Genomic DNA, 14,699 nt, shown 5'->3' with positions numbered 1-14,699 from the left:
ACATAACATGGAACTCTACATGCAAGCGTCTGAACAAACATTTTCAAAGATCATTCAGTCTGATAATGGCAACGAACACTACCATGTGCCTAAATATCAGCGAGCCTATAGTTGGCGACAGAATAATTGGACTCAGCTATTTGATGATATTGATGAAAATGAAGCTGGACATTTCATTGGTTCAATTATTTGTATTGACGAAAATAGTCAACGCAGACCCGGGCACGACCTTGTATTTGAATTAGTCGACGGTCAACAGCGTATGACTACTCTCTCTTTGTTGATTGCTGCCTTGTACCAAAAATTAAGCCTCTGTCTAGACACAGCAGAAAATGATGATGATCTTGATGAAGATGACCTTGATGAGATAAAGGCCAAACGCCGAGGTATTGGGTTGCAACTCATCAGAAAAGTTAAAGCTGACGTCTCGGATCAACGCGGTGCAATTAAATCAGGTAAACGTGTTGTATTATTGCGAGTTCAACCATCCAGTCAAAATCATAATCTAGATGACTACTTGTACATACTTTCAACCTCTGGTGTTTTAGTCGAAACCGTAAAGTGCCCAAGCCATTTTGGTAACAGGCTAATGGCTAAAGCTTATCGCTATTTTTTAGATCGTTTGCCAAATTCAATAGATGCATTAATGCTTTTGGCCGACAAAATCAACCAACTGCAATTGGTTCATATTTCTGTCAACTCTCACGCTAACGCCTTTCGACTTTTTGAAACCCTTAACAACCGAGGAGTGCCTTTAACAGCCGTTGACATCATCAAAAACAAAATGCTGGCTGAAATGGAACGTCAACACGACGTTTCAATCGATGACGCATATGAGCTTTGGCAAGAAATGCTGGAAGACATTGAAGATGTTGAGGATCGTTTTTTAAGACAGTTCTATAACGCCTTTAAGCATAGAGAGAAAATTGGCCAACCGTCTTTTACTGCTAAAGCCACTTCATCAACTCTGATTGCTATTTACGAGAAAATCATTGAAAGCAATGCCAAGTTTATTTTCGATGAATTAGTATCAAAAGCTAAAGTCTACGGAACAATTACTCAGCCAGATGAGAGTACCCCGCTAGGTTTGGCTCTCGTAGACCTTAACCGGATCGGCGCAGTCCCTTCGAATACCCTGCTGATGTACTTGATGACTCTGGATGAAAAGCACTTCGCTAGTGCTGACACCTTACTTAGTGTTGTGCATTTTTTGCAGAAATATCTTGTGCGAAGAAATATCACCGACACCCCCAGCACGCGAGACCTTGATCAGTTACAAATTGATGTTATTGAGGCCTGTGAATCAAGAATAAAAGCAGAACAAACTATCGATCCCGACTTTGTTATTAGCGTCTACTGCAAAGGCCGTGGAGAGCCAGCTTCACTTGAATCATTCGAATCAGCATTGAGTGACAATTTGTTCTATTACAACAAACAGATGGCTCGCTATGTATTAGTAAAACTGGATGAGCGGGCTCATAGTCGCGAATACAAGCCGGACTTCTGGGCCAGAAACAACAAAGGGCAATATATTTGGACTGTAGAGCACATATTCCCTCAAGGTGAGAACATTCCAGCTCATTGGGTAGATATGATTGCAGGTGGAGATAACAGCTTAGCAAAAGAGATCCAAGATGAGAGCGTTCATTGCCTGGGCAACCTTACATTAAGTGGTTACAACTCCCGCCTATCGAATCAAAGTTTTGACAGAAAACAATCGAAAACAGAAATCACCGCTGCGGGCCACAAAATCGATATTGGCTACAAAAATGGTTTGTATTTGAACAACCTAAGTTTTGAATCGAATGGCAAAGATGTGTCACTTTCAACAATAGAACAGTGGCAAAAAGGTGATATTGCCCAAAGAAATCAAATGATGGTTAACCTGCTCAGCAGTCAATATCGTTTTGACCATGAGGTAAAAAATAATGAGGACTGCGAATAAATGCCATTAAAGGACTTTTCCTGGGAGTACAGTTATAAAACATCTCAGGTGAGAGCGCCGGGAGAGCCTGCCGTAGATATTCTGCGGGAATTTTATGTGCCATTGTTGCAACGTATTGTTCGCTATGATCGGGTAGCTGGTTTCTTCCGTTCATCGTCGCTTGCTCTTGCCAGTCGAGGCATGACCTCTTTTGTTAATCGCGATGGCAAAATGCGCCTGATTGCTGGCGTCGATATGACACCTAAAGATGTGCAAGCCATTATCAATGGCCAGCACACCATTCTTGAATCGCATCTTGATCAAGAACTTACCGGCAAAGAACAATGGCCGGAAGAAGCTGAGCGTGGTGTGGAGTTACTTTCTTGGATGGTTGCCCATGGCCACTTGGAGATAAAAGTTGCCTTAAGGAAGCATGCCCAGACCGGTGAAGCGATCAGCCTGGATTCCAGTGAAGATGGCTACGTGCATGAAAAATGGGCGCTGGCTTACGATGATGAAGGCGAAACCCTCTATGCCAGTGGTTCGTGGAACGAATCAGAAACAGCGCTGAAGCGTAATGCAGAGAATGTCGACGTTGATTGCTCTTGGGAAGGTAAAAAAGAACGTGCGAAAATTGCGGACGCCGCGCAATCATTTGATGCAATGTGGAATAACACCCATCCTGCTTTTTTAGTTAAAGACCTGCCTTCGGCTGTGCGTGAAAAGCTACTGCGTTTTTCTGAAAGCATCACGGTTCCAGTAGAGATCGACAACCAGCCCGCAGAGCTTGAGCAACCTAAGATTTCCAGCAAGGATGCGTTACGTTTTACCGCATTAAAATACGCACCTTTGATGCCTAATGGTGAGTACGTTGGCATGTATACAGCGCCAGTTGAGCCTTGGCCCCATCAAGAAGTGGTTGCTCGACGAATCATCGAAAACTTTCCAGCATCGCACCTGATGTGTGACGAGGTTGGATTGGGTAAAACCATTGAAGCAGGCCTGGTATTCCGCTCACTGTACTTAAGCAAGCGTGCAGAAAGAATCCTTATCGCAGCCCCAGCCAGTTTGACACGGCAGTGGCAACGCGAAATGGCGACTAAATTTTATCTTGGGTTTGACCGAGTCACAGCATCTCCGTCACCGCAAAGTGAATCAATATTTCCTCTTGAAGAGAAAAAGTCTATCGGCAGTCTATATAGCCCAAATCTAACGATCGTATCGACAGGTTTGATGGCGAGAAAGGAAAGACGCCGATTGCTGGATCAAGCGGATAAATTCGATATGGCCTTGGTGGATGAGGCTCACTATGCCCGTCGGCAAAACTCTCAACGTGGAACGAGAGGCTTTCCTCGTTTTAATCAGCTGTATCAGACTATTGCTGATCACATGCGTGGCAACACTCACTCCTTGCTTTTAGCAACTGCAACACCCATGCAGCTTGACCCTGTGGAAGTGAGCGACTTGATTCGTCTAACCAATCGCGTTGGCGCATTTCAATACGACCCGTCCTTGATGCTGGCTTACTATCGCCTTGTTAATGCCGTTGCCTCTGGAGAAAAGCTAAAGCAGGAAGAATGGGACTTTATTCGTAAGTCCGTCACCACAATAGAAAACCTGGACCCGAAACTCTGGCGATATCTCAACGACGTAGTCATTGATCCTATGTCGAAGATCTCGCTGGAGCAATGGTTAAATCGTGGCACGATCCCAATGCAACATGAGCTCGCCGCCTTAGCGAGACTATTATTTGCGGCAGCACCACTGTCACGAGTGATGCAGCGCCATACGCGTGATTTGCTCAAAATTTATCGACAGAAAGGCAAGCTCAGCGCAAACCTAGCCGATAGAACCGTTATTCCAACACCACGAATAACCTTTACCAAGAAAGAGGCTCGCGTAGATGGCCTGCTCGGTGAATATTGCGAAGGATTGAGAGAACAGCTTCTGGCTAGTGGGCTCAATGAGCCAGGTCAGGTGGCACTAGGCTTCTATTTGAGCTTCTTGCGCCTACGATTTGCATCCAGCCTTAAAGCGTTACAGCTGACACTTTCGCGTCGTAAAACAAAGGTTGAAGCAACGCTCATTGAGCAGCTGAAATACAGTACAGATCCTACCGATAATGAGGAGCTTCAGGAGTTACTCATTGACGGTGGCGACGATGACATTGACGCTGTTGAAATGCTTCTCAACAACAGGACCAAAGATGATCTAAGGTGGGAACGCGATATGCTCGACTCACTGCTAGGTGAGTTGGCTGATATCTATGAGGACTCAAATAAGTTTAGAGCGTTACTGACCGCACTCAAGCCCCGCATCGAGGGCAAGCGCATTAAGCAAGCCGTAATTTTTACCCGCTTTCTCGACACCCTTCATGATATCCGAGAGCGACTACAAGCCAAATTCCCCGAACTACTCATAGGAACCTATTCAGGTGAAGGTGGGCATTACTACGACCCAAATAAGAATCAAATGGTGGGTGTAGAACGTGACGTGATCAAACATCGATTTGTTCAAGGCCATATCGATATTTTGCTCTGTACCGACGCTGCCGCTGAAGGTCTTAACTTACAAACCTCTGATCTACTGGTTAACTATGATTTGCCATGGAACCCAATGAAGGTTGAACAGCGTATTGGTCGTATTGACCGTATCGGGCAAACTCACAAAGAAATTTTTGTTCTCAATCTATGTTTTGCTGACTCTGCAGAGCAATTTGTCTATGAGCGCTTGTTGAATCGTTTGGCTAGCGCAAATCTTGTGGTGGGAACACAGCAATTCTCGATGCTCCCTGTTACTACGGAAGAGTTCCAGAAATTGGCCGAAGGGACGATGACCGAAAAACAGGTAGAACAGGCTGCAATGGACCGAGCCAAAATCCAACAGGCTAATAATAAGCTTATGGAAGTCCCTGTGGAGGAAATGTTTAATGTGTATGTAAGGCTCAGCCAAACATACCGCAAACAGCCTCTGCCGGTTTATTTAACTGAAATTTGGCAAACCCTAATTGAGTCAGTATTCCTGGCAGAGATTGGCTGCAAGCTGAGTGATTGTGGAAAATACCTCACCTTAAATGGCATTGAATCGATCGTTGATGGTTCGGTATTAACTATCGACAGGTCTTTATTTGATACTGGCCTACCAGATGGCACGCATGTTTATTTCGCTACCTACGGTGAGCCCGTTTTTGAACGGTTGCTTAATTTCGTATTGGAGCAAATTGAAGAGCCTGTCTGCCAAGTTATCCACGTAAAACAAGGTAACATTGAATGTGCAGCTGTTGCGTATGTAGATCATAACAACCGAATGCAACTGGCAACCTCTGTGAAACAAACTCTCGCTGCCGCTGAAGCGAAGAGTTGCGAGGACCAAACTAGCATCCAACGCGCTCAATCGCAGATAGATAAGTTCGCTAAAGACACCCACCGAAACCAAAGCAAAATCGCAAATGTAGAGAGGAACAACTTGCTTCAAGCAAAGGCTCAGGTGCTATTGAACAATCAGGTTGTTCGTTCATTGATGTCTTCCAAACTCAAAACCAGCAAGCTCGATGACAACGCTACGGTCATGCTTCGAGCATTGGAAGAACAATTCAGTAAACGAGATACGGCCGTAAGAATCAGGAATGTCCCAAGAAGTATGGAGACCCCACTTTCTGCAGGCATCATCGATGCAACGTTCCCAAGACAAGGCGACGGGCATATTGATACACCGGTGCTTATCGTGAATACGGCACTAGAGTCTCTTGCGAGAAGAGTTGATGGGAGTAAAGGTGGTGCTCGCAGACAAACAGCCAGTGCGATCATTGATGGAATTCAAAAAAATCCAGGAGAGGTTAATTAGCACCCATAAGACATATTAGTGGAATATAAAAATCGTCTACGTGTTTTTAGAGCATGCACAACACTGGGTTTTGGCTGGTGCGGATATTAATGGCGGTACCAAGTTACGTATTGATTTGTGCAAGGGCGTCGATACATACCGGAAAGAAATATTTAACTTTAACTGGATTAAATTACCATTATGGTAAATAATGCGATAAATTTAAGCGCCTATACTGACGATCAGCCTCCTTGTAAAGCAGGGAGTGACAGAATCTATATCGCAGACGGGCCTCTTTATACATCAGAGTTGATTAGGGCATTGCTCGCAACCGCTGGTGACAACACTAAGCTATTGACTGAACGTTGTAGAAAAGATGTTCAGTCAATGGGATACGATATTGATGATGTTAAACAGCTAGTTTGTACCGCTCTGAGTTCAGGAAGTTACCTAAAATCAGAATGGTGCATAGTTGGTCAAACTGATAAGTCTATTTCTTGGGCTGCATGTGATAGTTATCGGCTGTTTAGAAATGAATGGGTGGAGTATGCGCATAAAGAAATGCGCTACGAATACTATGTGAAATTTGCGATAGGCAAGACAGGTAAGTTGTTATTACTGGTTTCTTGTCATTTATCGCGCTGAGGATATGTGATGAATATTCAAACTTGTCCAATTTGTGAGATGGGCCAATTAACTCTCCATACTGAGAGGATTACAGTTGAGCATTTAGGTCAACAAGGTCAAATTGAAAGCCAGTATGCAGTGTGTGATTGCTGTGGCAGTGAACAGACTGGTACTGCTGAAGCTCGCTTTAACAAGCGTGCAATGATTGCTTTTAAAAAGCAGGTGCAAGGCTTGTTAACGGGTAATGAACTCCAGGTCTTGCGTAAACGCTGGGGCTTAAAACAGGCTGATGCTGCAAAAGTGTTTGGTGGTGGCCCTGTTGCTTTTTCCAAGTACGAATCAGACGATGTGATGCAATCAGACGCAATGGATAAACTGCTCCGTTTAGCGGCGGAAGTGCCAGCTGCTTTAGATAAGTTAATGTTGAATGCGGGTGTTGAGCGTAATATCCAGACAAGCTGGAAAAATGTAGCTGTAGTGGATTTCTCATCGACTGCTCGAAAGACGAGAATTGTTGCATCACACGAACTCGAACTAGAGGCGTGTTATGGTTAAAAAAGTATCAAAATCGTTACAGCAGGCTATTGATGCTTTAGTGATACAGGATGTATACGTTAAATCGTGCCAAGCTAAGTGTGTTGAAGACTTTGACCCAAAATCCACGGAACTTGAAGCGTTGTTAGTGCAACAAATGCATGTTGTTCTTCGAAGTGAATTGATCGATATTGATGGCGATGGCCATCTGGTACGCATTTATATCCGTTTGGGGACTCGTTGGGTTGATCCTAAAGCAGATAGTGATCCTGATATAAAAGCTTTTGTTGAAGCTGACTTTATTGCTGAATATCAAGTCACAGCAGAACTAGAGCAGGCAGCGATTGATGAATTTGCACTGAAAAATGCTAGCTACCATGTTTGGCCTTATTGGCGCGAGTTCTTGAGTACTCAATGTGAACGACTGCGCTTGCCAAGAGTTGTTTTACCAACTGTGCAATTTAGCAAACAGTAACTAAAAATCGACATCAAAAAATATCGAGCTATTTGGCGCTTTTGATATTAAAATCGCATCAACAACACCCCTCCCGCTACCCGTTAGATCAGCGCCCCGCGAGGGGTTACTCGTTTTTAAGACTTCTAATTTTTGCTACCGTAATCAGTTACGGCACCAAAATTAGCTTCCAACCACACATCATTCTCTGGCCCACAAAGGTGGTGCAGCAGCGCTAGGTTGATCTGGTGACTGATCACGTTGCCGTTTCGTTTTTGGCTTTCTTTTCTTAAACCTCTCAGTAATAACCCCGTACATGACTTACCCATTTGCTCCGGCGAACTGGGCAGGCAAAAAGCGCGGTTTTGCTGTGTGGGGTGCAGGGTAGTGCGTTTTCCTGTTTTAGATAAAGGCGTAATGCACCAAAAAATACAGGCGTTGGCCGGTGTGTTTGCTTGTAATGTGTTGGTTTGGCTCGTGCCATCCCTATATGTCGGTAACAAATGTGCTGGTAATAGAGCCAACCCGCCTTGCGCGTTGCCATCAACCTCAGGTAAAGGTAGCCAATATAGGTTTGGCCATTGCTCGGGGCTCTGCCATTTTTCTACGATCACTTGTGCGCCAATGCTATTTAGCCATTGGTGAATCGGGCAGCTTGGGTGCGCTTGTTTAACGCGTGGTAACTGATAGGTCAACCAGCGGGTTAAGCGTTCGGCCGCATTATCGCACTGGCTTAATGCTGGGTAGAGGGTAAACGCGCCATGCCTAACCAATAAAGCGACCACCTGCTGTATCCATTCTCTATCCCAATCGTTAGCACTTGCCCATAACACGTCACTTATCACCTTGTTGGTTTTTCATGCCGTCTATTTTCAGTGGTCGGGTGCAGACGCGGTGGTGAATTAGATGAAAGAAATGGCCATCAAACTAACCAGTCAAATCGGTTTTTTATGATGACCTGTGCGCGGCTAACTGTTTGATATACATAGTCCAATACGGCGCTGTTTGGCTGTGTTCGCCAAGTGCAAAAAAATCGAGAAGCCAAACGATCGTTTGTATTCTGGGTTTAAAAAATCAAACGGTTTGTACTTTAATGCCGAGGTTGGTTTAGGGTACAAAAAGTGCCAAACCTTGCTTTTATCCAGTACCGGCAAGGCTTAGCAGCGTTGGATTTCAATCGAGAAGCCAAACAGTAAATGGGCAAATTTCCCTGTTTGGCGTTTCGATCCAAAAGCCAAACGGATAGTGGTTTTGGCGTATGGGTATAAAGGCATGGGGAAGTGTTTAATGAAGTGCTGCTGTTTATTTTGGCTTGGCATTTAATGCGGGGTTTGTTGCAAACCCCGTTTACCCATTCATTATCACAGGCTACGGAATAGCCACTGCGGCCCTGTTGATTTTGCCAACGATTGGCAAAGATATCCTCTCGTCCACGAAATCGTTGTCTGAATAGGGCGACCTTTTGTTCTGGCGTGAATGTCTGTACTGAACGTTCGTTTTGAGCGCTACGCAAAGCCTCTCTTAATGCGAGAAGCCGCTGCTTTTCGTTTTCAAGCTCAGCTAGCCTGTTATCAATAGCAGAAATGTTTGAGTAGCGAGCGTCATTCATAACAAACTAATTTTGATTCGCAGCGCTATGAAGCGCGAACTTGCGGTGGCTTGATCAGCGACTCTGCTGGAATACCTAGTCCTTCATGAAGCTTCCAAATCATTTTTAGCGTGAGTGATCGCTTATGGTTTAGGATTTCATAAACACGATTGCTTTTACCTATCATGGGTTCAAGATCTTTAACCGTTAAGCCTTTGCGCTCCATCTCAAACTTTATTGCCTCAACAGGGTCTGGCAAATCCATTGGAAAAAGTTTTGCTTCGTAGGCTTCAACTAACGTAACCAAAATGTCCAGCTTTTCGCCTTCAATGGTATCTGGCTCCGCCATCATTAGGTTTTCGATGTCGTTTAATGCCGCGCGGTAGTCGGCATCTGTTTTAATAGGTCTGATGTCCATTATATTTACCTCTTGTTACTACCTCTTGGCTTTAAATCGTTTGCACATCAATTTTTTATTCGGCTCGTCCATGAGCCTTACCCTTCGGGCTCGCGTTGCTCATGAAAATTCGTTCCCGACGAATTTTTCGTATTGTGCATGACTGCCGATAAACCGTATGTAAACCACCTTGTAGGCATAATTGATCCAAACGACTAATCGGTATTTATTACCGGCAATGTTAAACACGACACGCCCATCTTTGAGGATGCTGGCATTTCTAAAGTCCTGTTTCACATCCGACGGTGATCCCCAATCAGCGTTTAATGCATGCCTATACCACGCTAAAGTTGGCTCTTTCGCGTCAATGTATTCTGGGCTGTCTTCCCAAAATGTTTTTAAGGTTGATAGTGCGATAATTCTCATAAACAGATGTTAGTCCCATATTGGGACTTTTGCAAGTTTGGCATTTTTGATGCGGTTAGGAGTTCTTACCGCATCCCCGATTGCCCCATTCCTTGGGGCAGTTTAATTTCCTCTAATTCACCTTCTAAAGCTTGTGGTATCAAGTGTTGCCCCATTGTCCCAAATGCCCACGGTAAGTGAGTAAATGGGGGCTGCCTAGTTTCGCCTGATGGGCTTTTTCGGCATGCGGCTGCGTTTGCCATCGAAAAAGGCTAATACTCTGAACCAATAGAGTGATTCTTCATAACCTAGGCTATGCGTTGGGCGTGCAGGCGGTATGAGCCCCAGTTTGCGTCCTAGGCTGACAATCACGTAGAACGTGAGTTTTAACGTCAGCCAAGGAGCGAGTACCAAGAATACCATCAGGCAATACCGAGTAAGTGCGTAGCCTATACCATAAGGCTGTTCGAGTAGGGCAATGCCAATACACCAGCCAAGGCCTGCCAGCATGGCTATTGGAAAGGTAATGGGAGCGAATCGCATCATAAATGGCATGTTAACGCCCTCCTGCGTGCTGTTGCGAATGTGGCTCAAAGTTCACCAGTGGTTCAACTACATCAGCCACGGTTTGATGGGCAATACGGCGCTCTTCAAAGTAATCGTGGCGGTCGTAGATACCCTCAACGCCTTTTAGCTTATGGTTAAGACAGCGTTCGGCCACGTTGCCTGCAATGCCTAAAGAGGCGGCAAGGCTGCGAAAGGTACGGCGTAAATCGTGTATGGTGAAGTGTTCAAGTTTACCCATTTTATTGGGAGGCTGCTTTTTGCGCCCAGGCTCGCGACCAAAGAGTTTAGATATGGCACGGTTGAGTGTATCTGGCCCCATATGTGGGCGATGGCTTGCTCGTCTGGCTGGGAAAACATAAGGCGAGCCACAAGCGCGGATTTGCAACTCGTTAAACCAAGCAATTGCTTGGCGCGGTAAGGGAATGCTGATCGGCACGCCAGTTTTACTACGTTCCTTGGGTAGGTCCCATACGCCCGTGGTTAAGTCTATTTCACGCCACATGGCTTCGCACAGTTCGCTTTTGCGCACGCCCAGCGCCAAAAACAGGCAGCAAGCGAGGTAGTTATCGCGGCCAAAGCTATTGATATGGGTATGAAACACGCTAAAGGCGTAGTGAATTTCCTCTTTGCTGAGCATTCTGTCTTTACTGGACTCCACGCCACCGGCATCGTCTACGGTAAATGCTGCGGCTGGGTTGTTCAGCGTTAAGTCTAGCTTTATCGCATGCCGAAACAGCTGCTTCATATACATCAAGGTATCGTTGGCAATGGTAGGGCGGTTACTTTCTCGAATGCGCTCTAATACTTCGCGTACATGTGTTGGACGCACAGCTTGGATAGGAAGTTGACCAATCACTGGTGCAATTTCTTTGGTAAAAACACGTTTGGGTATATTTGGGTGCTTTAATCGGCGACTTAAGTCTTTGGCATACCAGTCTTGAAACAGCTGACTGACATTTTGAATCTCAGGGATGGTTTCAATAGCACGGATTGCTAATGGGTCTTCACCTTGCTGAAGTTGTAGCTGCATTTTAGACGATTCAAGTCGAGCCTCTGCTAAGGTCATACTTGGGTATTGGCCGAGCGTGGCTTCTCGTCGTCCGTTTAGGCTGGTATACCTTAGCATCCAATACGGCATGCCAGATTTTCTTACGCAAAAATATAAGCCGTTACCATCACTGTATTTTTTGTTTGCTGTTGCGGCGCGAGCATAAGACTGCACCTGAGTTGCGGTTAGTTTTGCCATCGTTTGTTACTCTATATTCCTAAGAAATCGTTAAAATTTGCTCACCATTGCCCACCACTGTTTGTTTATCGATTGGTTCGATAGTTGAGTGATTGAACAACCTGCAAGCAGCACGATAAGTGGAGATGGCATAAGGCGGTGGTGAGATAGATGCAAAAATCTGCTCACCAGATACCTTGACTTTTTGCTTATTGAGTCAAAAAAACAGGTCTTGCCCACCATTTTGCCCACCACTTAAACAGCAACTGGTAACGGACATCTGCAAACCGATTTGGACGGGAAAAATAAAAAAGCCCTGTATTTACAAGCAAATAACAGGGCTTCTAAGACATTCTTGGACGGGTGAAAAAACTATTCGATGTTTTGGATCTGCTCTCTCATCTGCTCAATAAGCACTTTTAGCTCTACAGCTGCATTAGTAATATCGCTATTAATAGACTTAGAGGCTAGGGTGTTTGCTTCGCGGTTAAACTCCTGCATCATAAAATCTAAACGGCGGCCACATGCGCCACCTTTATTAAGAATTTTTTTAGTTTCTTTTACGTGCGATTTTAAGCGGTCGAGTTCTTCGGCGACATCTTGCTTTTGCGCAAGGTAAATAAGCTCTTGTTCAAGGCGAGATTCGTCAATGTCGGTTTTTAAGTCTTCAAGCTTTTGATTAAGCTTTTCACGCTGCCACTTTGCTATTTCTGGTAAGTGACTTTCTACTACAGTAACTTGCTCAAGTATGGCATCAAGGCGAGTGGCAATCATTTCTTCTAAATTTGCGCCTTCATCGCCACGAGCTGATTTAAAATCTTCAACTACTTGGTCAAAGCCCGCTATAAGTGCTTTATTAACGGTATCTAAATCGAGCTCCTGTGCTTCCATTACGCCAGGCCAGCGCAGTATATCAACAGGATTAATGTCGCCACTGCTTTGTTGCTGCACCCATTTAGCACTATTTATTAGTTGCTCAGCAAGTGACTCATTAATTGATAGCTCACCCACGTGTGCTGGATTTGCAACAAACTTTAAAAATACTTCAACTTTACCGCGTTGCAAATTTTTACGTAAACGCTCACGAATTACCGGCTCCATGCCACGAAATTGCTCTGGTGCGCGAATAAACGTTTCAAGGTAGCGCTGGTTTACTGAACGAATTTCCCAGGTGCCAGTGCCCCAATCGCCTTTAATTTCGCGACGCGCATAAGCAGTCATACTGTGGATCATGGATAAGTTCCTAAAATTTATTAATACAATATTGCGATGATTATACCGTAACACTGCTTAACCTCTAGAGAAAATTTATTACGCTGAATATTTTACAATCAGCATGGCATCTACCTGCACATGCACTTATAATGTCGCAAATTCAGAATTAAGGGGATCGTCAATGCGTCCAAGCGAAAGAACACCTAACCAAATTAGACCGGTATCATTTACACGTAATTACACATTACACGCTGAAGGCTCAGTACTTGTTGAGTTTGGTAATACCAAAGTACTTTGTACTGCTACGGTTGAAGCAGGTGTACCACGTTTTATGAAAGGCCAAGGTAAAGGTTGGATCAACGCTGAATACGGTATGCTACCGCGCTCAACGCATACGCGTAATGCTCGTGAAGCAGCACGTGGTAAACAAGGCGGTCGTACTATGGAAATTCAACGCTTAATTGCTCGCGCATTAAGAGCTGCAGTAGATTTAAAAGCGCTTGGCGAAAACACCATTACAATTGACTGTGATGTGATTCAAGCTGATGGCGGAACACGCACTGCATCTATCAGTGGTGCATGCGTTGCTTTAGTTGATGCACTTACTCACATGCGCGCTAAAGGAATGATCAACTCAAACCCGCTTAAGCACATGATTGCTGCTATTTCGGTAGGTATTTATAAAGGCCAACCAATTAGTGATTTAGAGTACCTTGAAGATTCTGAAGCCGAAACCGATATGAACGTAATTTTAACTGAAACAGGTAAAATTATTGAAGTACAAGGTACCGCAGAGGGCGAACCATTCTCGTTCGACGAATTAGATGAGCTACTTACACTGGCTAAACATTCAATCCGTGAAATTATAGATGTACAAAAACAAGCACTAGCATAAATAGGTAATCAGCGATGAAAGAATATCAAAAAGAGTTTATTGAATTTGCTTTAGAAAAGCAGGTATTAAAGTTTGGTGAATTTACCTTAAAATCTGGCCGTACAAGTCCATACTTTTTTAATGCAGGTTTGTTTAATACCGGTCGTGATCTTGCTCGCTTAGGTCGCTTTTATGCAGCGGCACTTGAAGATGCAGCAATTGAATATGATGTACTATTTGGTCCCGCTTATAAAGGTATTCCAATTGCAACAACTACCGCAGTTGCGTTAGCTGATCATTACAACAAAGATGTGCCTTACTGCTTTAACCGGAAAGAGAAAAAAGCACACGGTGAAGGTGGCAGCTTAGTAGGTTCGGATCTTAAAGGTAAGATAATGCTAGTTGATGATGTGATCACGGCAGGCACTGCAATTCGTGAATCAATGGAAATCATTGCCGATAACGGCGCAGACCTAAGTGGTGTACTAATAGCACTTGATCGCCAAGAAAAAGGCAAAGCTGAGCTTTCAGCTATACAAGAAGTAGAGCGTGACTTTAATACTCAAGTAACTTCTATTGTTAAATTGGCTGATCTAATCAGTTACCTTGAAAATCAAGGAACCATGGATGAGCATTTAGCGGCAGTAAAAGCATACCGAGATCAATACGGTGTAGCATAAGTAAGAGCCTCGCAAAAGCGGGGCTTTATTTTGTTTAAAATTTAGCAGAACTCGCACGAATAGTTAAAGCGAGTTAATTCTCATAGTCGAGTGATTAAATCCAACTATAGCCATAAGAGCATTAGCAGATCGTATAAGTACAGAGATTAATGTTCCATCGGATCAAGCTAAAGATATAAGATCTGCAGAGGTTACTCTCCTATTGGTGATCATGATGATCATTCTTTCACACATTTAAAGGCTACCTCACAGTTAAACGCTTAAATACGCGTTTATTGTTAATAAATTGATGGTTATGTTGTATTTTTAGTATCTATCGTTCAAATATCCAGCGAACAGTCATTTATTTCAAGTTTTCTTCAAAAAAGGGTTGATCTGTTTTCGGAT

13 protein-coding genes and 1 pseudogene are annotated in these 14,699 nt (G+C 44.2%); 7 read left to right on the top strand and 7 right to left on the bottom strand.

The features are described from left to right. Positions 1-19: 19 nt before the first annotated feature. The 5 genes from QMA00_RS09750 to QMA00_RS09730 all read left to right on the top strand — a co-directional run bounded on the left by QMA00_RS09750 (position 20) and on the right by QMA00_RS09730 (position 7,382). Positions 20-1,945, top strand: a complete 1,926-nt coding sequence (locus QMA00_RS09750; RefSeq protein ID WP_076922915.1) for a DUF262 domain-containing protein — start codon at positions 20-22, stop codon at positions 1,943-1,945. Continuing rightward, a complete protein-coding gene (locus QMA00_RS09745; RefSeq protein ID WP_290156965.1) occupies positions 1,946-5,767 on the top strand; it encodes a helicase-related protein in 3,822 nt (1,273 codons plus the stop codon). A gap of 300 nt (positions 5,768-6,067) precedes the next feature. Further along, positions 6,068-6,391 (top strand): hypothetical protein, encoded by a 324-nt coding sequence (locus QMA00_RS09740; RefSeq protein ID WP_199525344.1) that lies wholly within the window; start codon positions 6,068-6,070, stop codon positions 6,389-6,391. Positions 6,392-6,400: 9 nt separating this feature from the next. Next, complete coding sequence (locus QMA00_RS09735) at positions 6,401-6,928, top strand: type II toxin-antitoxin system MqsA family antitoxin (RefSeq protein ID WP_076922912.1); 528 nt, start codon at positions 6,401-6,403, stop codon at positions 6,926-6,928. After that, positions 6,921-7,382: a preprotein translocase subunit SecB gene (locus tag QMA00_RS09730; RefSeq protein WP_076922911.1), complete on the top strand. Its 462-nt coding sequence runs from the start codon at positions 6,921-6,923 to the stop codon at positions 7,380-7,382. The genes QMA00_RS09735 and QMA00_RS09730 overlap by 8 nt, the downstream gene beginning before the upstream one ends. 125 nt (positions 7,383-7,507) lie before the next feature. On the opposite strand, the gene QMA00_RS09725 is transcribed toward QMA00_RS09730, so the two are convergent. The 7 genes and pseudogenes from QMA00_RS09725 to QMA00_RS09700 all read right to left on the bottom strand — a co-directional run bounded on the left by QMA00_RS09725 (position 7,508) and on the right by QMA00_RS09700 (position 12,776). Further along, the gene (locus QMA00_RS09725) at positions 7,508-8,194 is read right to left on the bottom strand and encodes a hypothetical protein (protein ID WP_076922910.1); all 687 of its coding nucleotides are present in this window, start codon (positions 8,192-8,194) and stop codon (positions 7,508-7,510) included. A gap of 479 nt (positions 8,195-8,673) precedes the next feature. Next, a pseudogene (locus QMA00_RS18945) lies at positions 8,674-8,970 on the bottom strand (DNA helicase); the annotation flags it as partial. Positions 8,971-8,995: 25 nt separating this feature from the next. Next, positions 8,996-9,367, bottom strand: a complete 372-nt coding sequence (locus QMA00_RS09720) for a transcriptional regulator (RefSeq protein WP_076922909.1) — start codon at positions 9,365-9,367, stop codon at positions 8,996-8,998. A gap of 99 nt (positions 9,368-9,466) precedes the next feature. Further along, positions 9,467-9,772: a type II toxin-antitoxin system HigB family toxin gene (locus QMA00_RS09715; protein WP_076922908.1), complete on the bottom strand. Its 306-nt coding sequence runs from the start codon at positions 9,770-9,772 to the stop codon at positions 9,467-9,469. A gap of 195 nt (positions 9,773-9,967) precedes the next feature. Beyond that, positions 9,968-10,297, bottom strand: a complete 330-nt coding sequence (locus QMA00_RS09710) for a hypothetical protein (RefSeq protein ID WP_254843688.1) — start codon at positions 10,295-10,297, stop codon at positions 9,968-9,970. A gap of 10 nt (positions 10,298-10,307) precedes the next feature. After that, positions 10,308-11,564, bottom strand: a complete 1,257-nt coding sequence (locus QMA00_RS09705) for a site-specific integrase (RefSeq protein ID WP_001096646.1) — start codon at positions 11,562-11,564, stop codon at positions 10,308-10,310. Positions 11,565-11,915: 351 nt separating this feature from the next. Then, entirely contained in the window at positions 11,916-12,776 is an 861-nt protein-coding gene (locus QMA00_RS09700; protein WP_024032427.1) for a YicC/YloC family endoribonuclease, read from the bottom strand. Between the two features lie 163 nt (positions 12,777-12,939). Between QMA00_RS09700 and rph the strand changes: the two genes are divergently transcribed. Next, positions 12,940-13,653, top strand: coding sequence for a ribonuclease PH (rph, locus tag QMA00_RS09695; protein WP_004588248.1), 714 nt, complete (start codon positions 12,940-12,942; stop codon positions 13,651-13,653). A gap of 14 nt (positions 13,654-13,667) precedes the next feature. Beyond that, on the top strand, positions 13,668-14,312 hold the full coding sequence (pyrE, locus tag QMA00_RS09690) for an orotate phosphoribosyltransferase (RefSeq protein ID WP_033103752.1): 645 nt from the start codon (positions 13,668-13,670) through the stop codon (positions 14,310-14,312). The last annotated feature ends 387 nt before the right edge of the window (positions 14,313-14,699 follow it).

It is taken from the genome of Pseudoalteromonas sp. APC 3694 (assembly GCF_030407565.1).
Taxonomy (GTDB): domain Bacteria; phylum Pseudomonadota; class Gammaproteobacteria; order Enterobacterales; family Alteromonadaceae; genus Pseudoalteromonas; species Pseudoalteromonas tetraodonis.
The sequence above is the reverse complement of the archived record's forward strand: the minus strand, read 5'-3'. Positions and strand labels throughout refer to the sequence as shown.

Coding starts and splice junctions, on each gene's coding strand:
- rph (WP_004588248.1), top strand. CDS start 12,940: ATGCGTCCAAGCGAAAGAACACCTAACCAAATTAGACCGGTATCATTT.
- QMA00_RS09710 (WP_254843688.1), bottom strand. CDS start 10,297: ATGATGCGATTCGCTCCCATTACCTTTCCAATAGCCATGCTGGCAGGC.
- QMA00_RS09720 (WP_076922909.1), bottom strand. CDS start 9,367: ATGGACATCAGACCTATTAAAACAGATGCCGACTACCGCGCGGCATTA.
- QMA00_RS09745 (WP_290156965.1), top strand. CDS start 1,946: ATGCCATTAAAGGACTTTTCCTGGGAGTACAGTTATAAAACATCTCAG.
- QMA00_RS09700 (WP_024032427.1), bottom strand. CDS start 12,776: ATGATCCACAGTATGACTGCTTATGCGCGTCGCGAAATTAAAGGCGAT.
- QMA00_RS09750 (WP_076922915.1), top strand. CDS start 20: ATGCAAGCGTCTGAACAAACATTTTCAAAGATCATTCAGTCTGATAAT.
- QMA00_RS09730 (WP_076922911.1), top strand. CDS start 6,921: ATGGTTAAAAAAGTATCAAAATCGTTACAGCAGGCTATTGATGCTTTA.
- QMA00_RS09705 (WP_001096646.1), bottom strand. CDS start 11,564: ATGGCAAAACTAACCGCAACTCAGGTGCAGTCTTATGCTCGCGCCGCA.
- QMA00_RS09715 (WP_076922908.1), bottom strand. CDS start 9,772: ATGAGAATTATCGCACTATCAACCTTAAAAACATTTTGGGAAGACAGC.
- QMA00_RS09735 (WP_076922912.1), top strand. CDS start 6,401: ATGAATATTCAAACTTGTCCAATTTGTGAGATGGGCCAATTAACTCTC.
- pyrE (WP_033103752.1), top strand. CDS start 13,668: ATGAAAGAATATCAAAAAGAGTTTATTGAATTTGCTTTAGAAAAGCAG.